General features: G+C 53.6%; 8 protein-coding genes. 6 read left to right on the forward strand and 2 right to left on the reverse strand.

What is annotated here, in order from left to right:
* The first annotated feature begins 343 nt into the window (after positions 1 to 343).
* The 4 genes from AAC022_RS11585 to AAC022_RS11600 all read left to right on the forward strand — a co-directional run bounded on the left by AAC022_RS11585 (position 344) and on the right by AAC022_RS11600 (position 6,210).
* Complete coding sequence (locus tag AAC022_RS11585) at positions 344 to 742, forward strand: BlaI/MecI/CopY family transcriptional regulator (protein ID WP_339731056.1); 399 nt, start codon at positions 344 to 346, stop codon at positions 740 to 742.
* Positions 739 to 4,389, forward strand: coding sequence for a carboxypeptidase regulatory-like domain-containing protein (locus AAC022_RS11590; RefSeq protein WP_339731059.1), 3,651 nt, complete (start codon positions 739 to 741; stop codon positions 4,387 to 4,389). The genes AAC022_RS11585 and AAC022_RS11590 overlap by 4 nt, the downstream gene beginning before the upstream one ends.
* Before the next feature lie 178 nt (positions 4,390 to 4,567).
* Positions 4,568 to 5,707, forward strand: a complete 1,140-nt coding sequence (locus AAC022_RS11595; protein ID WP_339731061.1) for an FAD-dependent monooxygenase — start codon at positions 4,568 to 4,570, stop codon at positions 5,705 to 5,707.
* A gap of 17 nt (positions 5,708 to 5,724) precedes the next feature.
* Positions 5,725 to 6,210 (forward strand): DinB family protein, encoded by a 486-nt coding sequence (locus AAC022_RS11600; RefSeq protein ID WP_339731062.1) that lies wholly within the window; start codon positions 5,725 to 5,727, stop codon positions 6,208 to 6,210.
* A 53-nt stretch (positions 6,211 to 6,263) separates the two neighbouring features.
* Here the strand turns inward: AAC022_RS11600 and AAC022_RS11605 are convergent, their stop codons facing one another.
* Both AAC022_RS11605 and AAC022_RS11610 read right to left on the reverse strand, forming a co-directional pair.
* Positions 6,264 to 7,103 carry an SGNH/GDSL hydrolase family protein gene (locus tag AAC022_RS11605; protein WP_339731065.1) on the reverse strand — a complete coding sequence of 280 codons (840 nt, stop codon included), beginning with the start codon at positions 7,101 to 7,103 and terminating at the stop codon, positions 6,264 to 6,266.
* 181 nt (positions 7,104 to 7,284) lie between these two features.
* Complete coding sequence (locus AAC022_RS11610; RefSeq protein WP_339731066.1) at positions 7,285 to 8,370, reverse strand: SUMF1/EgtB/PvdO family nonheme iron enzyme; 1,086 nt, start codon at positions 8,368 to 8,370, stop codon at positions 7,285 to 7,287.
* Between the two features lie 278 nt (positions 8,371 to 8,648).
* Between AAC022_RS11610 and AAC022_RS11615 the strand changes: the two genes are divergently transcribed.
* The gene (locus AAC022_RS11615) at positions 8,649 to 10,118 is read left to right on the forward strand and encodes a hypothetical protein (RefSeq protein ID WP_339731067.1); all 1,470 of its coding nucleotides are present in this window, start codon (positions 8,649 to 8,651) and stop codon (positions 10,116 to 10,118) included.
* Positions 10,108 to 11,307 carry a hypothetical protein gene (locus AAC022_RS11620; RefSeq protein ID WP_339731069.1) on the forward strand — a complete coding sequence of 400 codons (1,200 nt, stop codon included), beginning with the start codon at positions 10,108 to 10,110 and terminating at the stop codon, positions 11,305 to 11,307. Before AAC022_RS11615 ends, AAC022_RS11620 begins: the two co-directional genes overlap by 11 nt.
* Positions 11,308 to 11,363 lie beyond the last annotated feature (56 nt).

The raw sequence follows: 11,363 nt of genomic DNA on the forward strand, positions 1-11,363 counted from the left end.
GTCCCGGTTACTTCGTGGTCTGTGTTTCCAACGCGAACCAGGATTTATTCAGATAGCTGCAACTGCGCAGTTCTCCAGTTCATAAGCCAATGCACCGTCACCACAACCAACGTTAAAACAATACACGTTTTCGATCTTGGTACGTTCGCCCATCTCAGCCGCCACCTGTGCGGTTGCTGAATCCGCAGGAAAAGGTGATGTCACCGCTTGGCCAGAACAATCTTTTAAAGAATTAAATGATCCTCTTGACAGACCACATATCTCTCACTACGATCTTTTAAAGAATTAAAAGATATCGCCGATCTGGCAACTGTCCCTTTTCTGATCATAAGGAACCGCTTCCATGGCACGTCCGGGATCCGAACACCCTACCGAGCTGGAACTCGAACTCCTCAAAATATTGTGGGATGACGCGCCGTTGCCCGTTCGCGAAGTCAGAGCGCGGCTCGAAACCAAGGCAAACCGCCCCCTGACCCACAGCTCTGTGATCACCATGCTCAACATTATGCACCGTAAGGGTTTTGTGTCTCGGAAGAAGGAAGGCAAGTCGTTTTTGTTTTCCCCGAAGCTGATGAAAAAAACGGTGGCGGGCGGCATCATGGGAGACGTGCTCACCCGCGTATTCGATGGTTCCTCCTCTGATCTGGTACTCAACCTGCTCGAAACGGTCGACCTGGATCAGGACGAACTCGCCGAAATCCGCAAGCTGATCACCCGCAAGGCAAAGGAGCAAAAGCAATGAACTGGCACGCACTCATTGACCCGGAATTCAGCGGGCGCCTTTGCCTGACACTCATACACTCAATCTGGCAGGTCTCACTGCTGGCGCTGGTTGTATGGTGCATTGACCGATTTTGGCGCAACGCCTCCGTTGAACGGCGTTATCTTCTGAATGTCGCCGCTCTCGTGACGGCGATCGTCGCCATCCCGATTACGTATCAACTGCTGGACGTTACCAAACCGGGAATCAACGCCACCAACCAGGCGGCAACACGCACAAAAGTGGTCGAACCACTGCCCATTTTAAGCTCAAACACTCCCATCAAAACAGAACTGGTTGCTTCACGGAAAACCCGGTCCAGTGATCCACAGAGACAACGAAACACTCAAACCCAGTCAACCAAAGCCGCCAGCGCTCCGATAGTGACTCCCCTAACCGTCAGTCCGCCATCACAGTGGTTGTGGCTGGCACCTTGGATTATGGCCTTCTACGCCGTAGGGGTTGTTCTGATGCTCACGCGACTGATCGTCGCCAGCATCCGTGCCAACCGACTTGGTGCGCACGCCGTCTTAGTCACTGAAGGTCCTCTTGTTGAAACGCTGCGATCTCTGGCGCAGCAATGGTCGATGAACGTCGTGCCTGCCCTGGCCCGCGCAGAACAGATCGTCGTGCCCAAAGTAGTCGGCATTGTACGACCGATAATCCTGTTGCCCACCTCGGCCATCAGCGGACTCTCAATAGAGGAACTCGAACTGATTCTCGCACACGAGCTGGCCCACGTCCGCCGTTACGATATGTGGGTCAATCTACTGCAGCGTTTTGCCGAAGCGGTCCTGTTTTTCAATCCGGCCCTGTGGTATCTCAGCCGCCGCATCAGCACGCTCCGCGAGTACTGTTGTGATGAAATGACGTGCCGGGTGCAACCCGCTTCCAATTCTACGTCAGCGTTCGAATCGCGTGTGCAATATGCAACAACACTGCTACGTGTCGCGGAACTGGCAAAACGAACAACGGCATCCAGCAGCGATCTGGCGTCCCTTGCTGCCAGTGGAAAGTCACCCTCCGAAATGCGCCGCCGCGTGGCCCGTTTGTTTGGTGAACCACTGCGCGAACCGTTACGTGTCTCACGAACCGGCGTATTCGTACTGCTGGCCCTGGCATTAGCGCTGCCGCTGGTCTCGCTCGTATCAACTTCCACAGCACAAACAGTAACAAAAAAAGAAGCTCCAGAGAAAAAAACGCCCCTTCAGAAAACTCCACATTCCACCAGCAACCCATCAAAAGAAAAAGATGGTTCACGCACATTTCAACTCAACGTCGTCGGCCCCGCTGACAAACCGGTGCCGCACGCTTTAATTGAAGCCCGCACCAGCCCCGCTGTCACCGCCGAACAGATTCATCGCGGCGAATACGTCCGCAAGAGCACCTATGGCCCCTTCGTAAAAACCGACGAGAAAGGCGTGCTCCAACTGACAATCCCCGCTCATCCCATGCGATTTAATCTCAGCATTAAACAACCCGGCTATGCCCCCTACTGGGCCGGCTGGAATTCCAGCGAGCATCCGGAAACCATCCCGGACGAATTTACGGCTCAGCTTGAGACCGCCTGGACGGTTGGAGGCATCATCGTTGACGGAGCAGGGAAACCAATCGCCGGCGCCAAGGTTTCACCCAGCGTCAATTTTCAAAAACGCCCCGGCGATACCAGTCAACTAGGTGCCGGCACAAAAATCACCACCGATGCAAAAGGTCAATGGCGTTATCAACATGTTCCTGCGTCAAAACCGGAAGTTCAGATCGCCGTGAATCATCCTGATTATAGCCCCTGGAGAGACCGCGTCTCGCGCAGCAAATTTGAAGTCAAAGAAAATCCCCCCCCCACCGCCCGTATTGTTCTCAACCGGGGACTCATCATCACCGGCAGTGTGACCGACGAGCAAGGTAAACCGATCTCTGGCGCTCTGGTCAGAACAAAATTCATGAACGACATTCGCAAAGCAACCACAGACGAACTGGGCGTCTATCTCATCCCCGGATGCGAATCCCGCATGACTCGCGTTGTGGTTTCCGCCAAAGGCCGGGCTCTGGAAATGCAGGAAGTCCGCGTCGCCCCCGAGATGACCCCCGTTGATTTTGTCCTCAAGCCAGGAGGAAAGATTCGCGTGCGCGTCGTCGATAAAAACGGAAACGGCATCCCTAAAGCACGGATTTTCTTCCAGCAGTGGCGGGGCAACATCGACTCTTTTGAGTTTGACACCGTTCATCCATACGCAGACGAAAACGGCGTCTGGGAATGGAACGAAGCGCCACTGGATAAATTCCAGGCCGACATCTGCCGTCCTGGCGGTATGCAACTCACCTATCAGACACTGCTGGCCCGCGAAGCAGAATATGTGTTCAAACCACCTAAAGCCTTGGTCATATCGGGAAGCGTCGTGGACGCAAAGACGAAGCAGCCCATCAAAATATTCCACGTCACACCCGGTTATCAGACTAACATTCCTCAGCCCCGCATGTCCTGGAACACGTCAGACAGCTTCGAGTCGCTTGATGGTAAATATCAACTTCGTGTGACACGCGATAAGCCAGCGAATTTCGTACGCATCGAAGCAGACGGCTATGAAGTCACGACCTCACGTGCTTTCAAGCCAGACGAGGAAAATGTGCACTTCGACTTTTCACTCGCACCTGCCAAAGACATTGCTGCAACGATTCTGACCGCGACAGGCGAGCCCGCCGCGGATGCTGAAATTGTCGTCGGTGTCACAGGTTCGCAAATTAGTATCAAGGAAGGCAAGTTCGGTAACAGTCAGACATATGCCACGCGGCTCAAGAGCGATGCGGCCGGCTATTTTCATATCCCACCACGAAATGATCCGTTTCAATTGGTCATCCTGCATTCCGCCGGATTCGCGCACCTTAAGTCCGACGAAAGCCCGATTCCCAATCCCGTGGAACTGACTCCCTGGGCACGACTTGAAGGAACATTCCGCGTGGGGAAGCAGGTCGCCCCCCATGTTAGACTGACACTATTTTACAACGGCATCAATACATTCAACGACGAGGGGCCGCACATCTTCACTGGCAATGAAGTCACAACCGATGAAAACGGGCATTTCGTTTTTGACCGCGTCTTTCCCGGCAAATGCCGTGTGGGGCGTGAGATCACATTCATGGTTAATGAAGGGACGAGCGAGGTCACATCGTCACGCAGAACGAAGGTAGATTGTTTCCCTGATAAAACCACCACACTCGAACTCGGAGGCACGGGGCGGCGCATCATCGGCAAACTGGCGCCGCCTGCCAGTTATTCCGGAAAGGTCTTCTGGAATATGGAGTTGCTCACACTCGAAGGCGCTCTTCCGCCACCACCGGCCCCGTTGACGACAAAACAGGATTTCGAAGATCCCGAACGGTACAATGCCTGGCGAATTGCGTATGAAGCGTATCTACAACTGCAGTCAGAAAACACGTACTTCACGGTCAGCATTGACATCGATGGTTCGTTTCATATCGACGATGTCCCTGCAGGAGACTATGTGTTAAAGATGTGGCACTCTAAAAATCTTGCCGGTAAATTAAAAGAGGTTCAGATCTCCGTACCTGCCAGTAAAATAAATGATACAGCAGCCCCCGTGGATCTCGGCACGCTGACACTGCAAAAATAGTTCTCGTGTCCTCACGCCGCTTTGGACTCTGCTTTCATTTCGTGTTTTTCGTGCCTTTCGTGGTAGAAAAAATAAACCGCGCAGATTGTTTTCGCCTTTCACCTCGCATTAAGTCACTCCTATTTGCTACAGTAAGTCGAACGGATAAAACACATCCCCTTTTACGGAGAAAAGGATCATGCGCATTCTGATCGTTGGTGCCGGCATTGGGGGCATGACGCTCGCCGCTTTACTCAAACAGCGAGGCATGCAGGCGACACTCATCGAACGAGCGGCCAACTTTGACCACGCTGGTTACATGCTGGGCCTCTGGCCGCTCGGCTATCGGGTCTTGCATGGCCTGGGTCTCTATGAACAGTTCGCCGCCACGTCCATCGAATGCAAACATTACGAAGTTCGTGACAATCACGGCACGCTCGTTAAGAACTGGTCAATGCAGCCCATCGCCGACCGCTTTGGTCCCAACCTGAGCTGCACGCGGCCACAACTGATCAAACTGCTGCAAACCGCACTCGGAGACGCCGACATCCGCTTTAATACCGCCATCGAAGCGATCAACCAGAGGGGAGAAGCAGTCGACGTCACCTTCAGCGATGGCTCAAATGAAACCTTCGACCTTGTCGTCGGTGCAGACGGACTGCATTCGAAAGTTCGCAGCCTCGCCTTCGGCGAACAGCCCTACTACCACACGAACTGGGGCGGCTGGGTCTGGTGGGTCGACGTGAATGCGGTTCCGAAAGAGACCTTCGTCGAACACTGGGGTGCAGGCCGCTTCTTCGGCATCTATCCCACAATCAACGGCGCAGGCGTCTACGCCGGCGCACCCATCGACGGCGCATTTGCAGAGCCGGGACCAGGACGACAAAAACGCATCCGCGAACAGTTCTCCGGCATGGGAGAACTCGTTGACATCTGCCTGTCTGCTCTGCCCGACGACAGCAAAGACCTGTTCTTCTGGAAACTCTCCGACGTCCGTTCGAAAGAATGGGCTCGCGGCCGCGTGGTGTTGCTGGGCGATGCCGCCGCCGGCTTCCTGCCCACCGCGGGCATCGGCGCTTCGATGGCGATGGAGTCCGCGGCCGTCCTCGCCGATGAACTTTCGCGTACGAACAACCAGTTTCTGGAACACGCCCTGTCGCTTTATGTCAAACGCCGCAAGCATCGGGTGGAAAGCACGCAAAGTGATTCGCGTCATTTAGCCAAAATGATGTTCATCAAATCCGCCACTGTCGCCCACATCCGCGACGTCGCGACGAAATTTTATTCGCTGGAACAACTCGCCAGTTCCATTGCGAAAGCCTTTGACGAACCGATTTAATAGAAACCAACATCACCATGGACTTACTTGATCGATTATTAGGTCACGATGCCTGGACCACACGCCAACTGCTCGAGATCTGCGCCACGCTCACAGACGAACAACTCGATCAACAATTCGATATCGGCCACCGCACGCTCCGCGCGACGCTGAACCATATCATCAGCAACATGGAAATCTGGTCGGCACTCATGGCCGGCGATCCCATTGAACGACAAACAGATCAAACGATTCAGGGCATGCGCGGACGCTTATCCGTCGCCGAAAACCGACTGCAGTCCATCGCCGTCAAAGTCCAGGCAGAAAATGGCTGGGACCATCTCTGGACCGACCACCTCGACGATCCACCCCGCGAAAAAACCTTCGGCACCGCCCTCGCCCACATCATCACCCACAGCATGCACCACCGCGCCCAGGTGCTCTATATGCTGCGGCTTTCGGGTGTTCAAGAACTGCCCGAGGGCGACGTTTTCAGCTGGGAAAACAATACGAAACGGGGATGATAAAAGATTTCCACTTTCGATATCTGCCTCCCGGTTCGTCACACAAAGTTCTATTATTCAGCCGTCTTTTGTTTTCGCAGTTTTGTCGCAAGGTACTTCGCAGTTTCGTCGGCGATTACATTGTAGCCTGCGAGATTTGGATGTCGATCGCCGTACCAGCCCGGCAGGTCTCCCAGAATCGGATCGAGTTCGTTGGCCATCACTACCACCCGATCGCCTGAGACGAACGGCTTGACCAGCGCGTGATATTTTTCAGGTACTTTCGCCAGCGGATATCGACGATAGTTGAGCATGTTATGTCCCTTCTTCAGTTCGGCGGCATAACGCGGATAGATGTCAAACACTTCCAGGTTTTCTTCTTTGGCAACCTGGAACACCAGGTCGTTAATTTTCTTGCTGTCCTCTTCATTGGCAAAAGGGATCACGGTCATCGGAACCAGTACGGCGTTGGGATGATCTTTGCGCAATCGTGCGAGTAATTCGTGAAAGTCTTTCGGGAAGTTTTCGGTGAAGTTCTCCCGCCGCGCCCGGTCGTTCAAGCCGTAACGGATGAAGATATAATCCAGCCCCGGGAGCTTGGCGGCATCGCGATCATAGCGACCCGAATCGAACAGCCGCCGAATATATTCGCCACTCAGACTGGAATTGACCACATGACAGGCCGGCAGATCCCCTTCCGCCGCCAGGAGTTGTTCGAGAACTTTTTCCAGATGCGGGCCTTCCGGCTTGAGTCGTCGGGGAATACTGCCTTCCGCCGTGCTGTCCCCCAGTAAGAGAATCTGAACTTTTCCCTCATGCTCGGCTTGCGCCAGCAAAGGCTGCCACAAAAAGAACGTTGTCAGAATGAGTAGAGAGAAAGCAGTTTTCATCAACGGGTTTCGCAGTAAGTTCATCAGAGCAGTCCTGTTCAAAGGAAGTTTGGGAAGGTCTCAAATGGGGAGCATGCATTTCATTATGCTCTACCGGTGGGGTGAATTCAATTTCCAAGACGATTTCTTGAGAAAACACACGAGGTCTGTGGTGAGATCGGAACGCTCAGTAATTCAATTCGTCACTCACCGACGGAAACAACCTTTACCGGCGGGGCACACCCAGGCAGATCCGAAAGCCGTCACGGGAATCGGAATAACCGGGCCCCTGAAGACCTAACCGCACGGCGCAGCGGGCGTTGCCCGGAACATCGAAGTAGTTACCGCCGCGACAGACGGGACGCGGGTTCTGCTTGACGACATACAGTTCTTCGTGTCCCCCTTGGGGATCGAAGTCATCAAGGACAATCTCCCAGACGCCGCCGCACATGTCGGCCAGTCCGAAACTGTTGCGACCTTTTTCTCCGTACTGATTGACTGGCGAAACAAAGGCGAAGCCGTCGCTCCACGGTGCATTCGCCAGTGGCCAGATTTTGTTGCGGCCGGGCAGAAAGTCGACAGCGGAAATGTTCAAGCGGCCTTCGCCGTCGCGCAGATCATTGCCCCACCAGAAGTAATGGCTCTCGCTACTACCACCCCGACAGGCATAGGCCCACTCGGCTTCGGTCGGCAGGCGATATTCCAGCCCCTTCGGCAGTCGGCCTGCTTTGCGTTCGCGTTCCGTGAGCCATTTGCAAAACGCGCGACCGTCATTCCAGCTCACACAGACGACTGGATAACTGTTTCGCAGCGGGAACCCGAAATTCGGATCGCGCCAGCTTTTGTCTTTCACAGAGATCCAGGGATGCGGCGGCGCTTTGGCGGTGATCTTCCATTCGGGATCAAAGACTTGTGTCTCGCCGTCCGGTTTTTCAGCGTCAGTCACATAACCGGATTCCTCGATGAAACGTTTAAACTGCCCCACGCTGACTTCCGTGCGGCCCATCCAGAACCCATCCTTGACCTGCATCGGCCGCGGCTGCTCCCCTTCGTACGATTCCCGCACGGTGCCCGGCGTCGCGCCCCCTTCAATGCCGGTCGCCCAGGCTTTCTCTTCTGGCGTGCTGCCCATTTTGAATTTGCCCGACGGAATGTAAACGACTTCCAGAGAGACGTCACTACCCAGGTCCACCTGTTTTGCTGTCCCCTGTTTCGGAGCATCGGCGGCCGTTACTTCACTACTCATCGCACTAGAAGCAGACATCATGAAGCAGACCGACAACAGCAGACGAAAGGGCTTTGAGATTCTCATCGGGTGGGTTCCTTTTATGGGGATGCTCAAGCAGTGGGTATAAGAAAAATCGTACCAGACTGAAGCGGGCTGTCAACTGCCTGTTAGAATTTGGCGAACTTTGTTTCTCTCTTAACTGTCATATAATCTAAGCTTGTATCTCCCGCGTTGGTGCGGGATACTCATACATCCGTTCGTGGGACTTTGGAGTGACTTCCGCATGAGTTTTTGAAGCTTAACAGCCCGTCACTGCGTTTATTCCCCGAACGGACTTTTTTCTTTATCTGGAAAATGTTGTTGTGACAGACGGGAAATTTCAATCAACGTCTACGGAACGAGAGCAACTGCGCGAACAGTGCGAGCGGGAAGACCTGGTGATGTTTATCAACGCCTGTTTCGCAGCCACGCGTCAGAATGAGTTTTACACGGACCAATACAGAATGTCTGTATCGATTGAGTTTCTGCATCAATACGTCCTAATTAACTATCGGCTGCTTTATTCACGGACGCTGGCAGCGGGCATCAATCATTTCAACCAGTTGCAGATCATTTTCAACCTACTCCAGGCTGGTGCGCCCGCTGATCTCAAACAGCGTACTGAAGAAGGTGCGTTGATTGCTGTTGCGCTGCACGGGTTGCCCGCCAACCGAGTTTACGCTCTGTTTGCGCGTCTGCAGAAAAATCGTGTGAACAACCGACGGACACGGGCCGTGATTAAAGCCTATCTAAACTGGCGGCGTGACCCCGAATTTGACGCAATTAAATATCGCAACAAATATCGGGCCGCTGCGACGCACGTCCATTCTCGTCTAAATGAGGAAGTCGGACGTTTCCTGTTTGATCGGTCCAATCAAAAGCCGTACACGATGCCGTTACTTAACCAGTATCGCCAGGCACAATACAGTGCGGCCGCCATTTATGAGTTACCGTTTACCGTGGCAGAATCACTTGCTCAAAAACACAAAGTCCCCCGTGATGTGTTCCTGAATAAAATCGAACCGAAAATGACAGCCACGGAGAAACTGCGTTTTCAGGCAACTGCTGCGCGGACAAAAGGTGCCCAGATCGAGTTCGATCTGAGTCGTGCTGGCCTGACGAAGCTGGCTCTGTATATACTCTCTTTAAAGCAGAGTGAACGTGTGCAGCGAGCCGATGAACTGCAGGCTGCTCTGGAATCTGCTGCCGAGAAAACGTTGACTCGCGCGCCGCTGTCGCTGGGTCGCGTAGCAACGATTCTTGACCGCAGTCGTTCTGCAGCGGGGAGCCGTGAAAAACGCAATCGGCCTCTGGCTGTCTCATTGGCCGCCAGTTATCTGCTGCGCAGTGCGGCCACCGAATATCGGGCTTTCTGGACACCCGCATGGGAAGACCAATCGTTTGAAATTCTGACGCATGCAGCAGGTCAGACGGCCCTCGCGGAACCGCTGCTCGATGCACTGGAATGGCAGCCGGATTTGATTGTGATTGTGTCTGACGGATACGAAAACGATCCGCCTCAACTCGTCGATCAGGTTGCCTGCGTGTACCGAAACGCGATTGGGAAAGCAGAGACGCCGGAGATCGTACACATGAATCCGGTATTCGATGCCGATCATTACGCACCCCGTCGTTTGGGAGCAACGATCCCGACAGTCGGCCTGCGCGATGCGGAAGACATACCCACCATGCTAGGTTTTGCCAAATTTACCGCCGGGGCTGCAACGCTGGATGAACTCGAAGAGTATCTGGCATTTCGTGTCAATAGAATGCTTCACTCAGATGGAACATAACAAATCAAAAGCAACAGACTGTCTGGAGACGATTTCTCTCAAAGGCCTGACACTCGCACCGTCTCAGGTGCTGGGAGGCGTGCGGCTGGTACCCGTGCTGCGCAAACAGCTGCGCGAAGATCTGCGTCTGACGAAACGTCCCTATTATGAAGACATCGCCGCTGTCCAAATCGACAATAAAACGGCGTATTATTCTTACATCCCGCATGCCTTTATCGCAGACTGGTCGGACGATGGTTCGCCGGCGGTCGCCTACGGTACGCAGATCCGATCCAATAAATCGACGAAAACCAGTGATGGTAAAGCTCACGACTTGGGTTTTATGACGGCACGCGTCATGAAAAAAATGCGCGCCCGTGAAAATCGGAACCGCCTGCGGTTTTTGCCGATGGATGTTTCCCTGGAAGGTTTTCTCTCTCTGCATTTTGGTGGCCCCCAGATTATTTGGGAAGAGTACTCTCGGGAAGCGATCCGCGATGGATTGAGTCCGCGCTGTGAAACCTCGATCCCGGGTCGCTGGCTCAAAGGGTTGGAAGATGCACTGCGCGTGTTCGAAATTCATACAAACCAGGTGGGTTCACTGGTCTTTGTCGGCGACGCGCTGGCCTCGGCATTCATCGTGCCTCACCCCGATGATTATCGTGCGTTGCATGAGACGCTGTTGACCGATGAGTATGGTGAATTACTCTATTTCTACGGGCTGTACGCAGAAGAGAATCGACTTCATCCGGATGCAATCGATGCCCGCAACGTTCAGTCGTTGAAAGACCTGCGTAACGAAGTCGCGCGCGTGCGGTCTGACTGGTCGAAACTGCATTCGCTGATGTCAAATAATCTGCTAGGCTGTCCGGTTCGGAACGAGATGGTTTACCGCATGGGACCATTTCATCTGCAGCGTTTTATGACGGAACTGAACCCGAAAGCAGAAAACCATATCGGCGAAGCCATTGTGAGAAAAAACGGGACGCTGGAGTATTTGAAATCGTATCGTCTGTCTGCGGCACAGTGCCGACGTGCCTACCTGTTGATGCAACTGGCAGACAGCAACTGGTCTCTCGACGCCTGTGCTGAGAAACTGGCCTGTGCCAAGAATGAACTCATATACCGCTTGGAAAAAGCCGGTTTCGGTCATCTGTTTCATCGGCATGTTCTGGACCAAGTTCACAGTGAAATCCGCAAAGGAAAGTAGTTTGACGTTGAGAGTCTGTCTACCTATATTCCAAGCTCAATTAAATTTTTACTTTG

The sequence above is a fragment of the uncultured Gimesia sp. genome, from assembly GCF_963976445.1.
Classification (GTDB): domain Bacteria; phylum Planctomycetota; class Planctomycetia; order Planctomycetales; family Planctomycetaceae; genus Gimesia.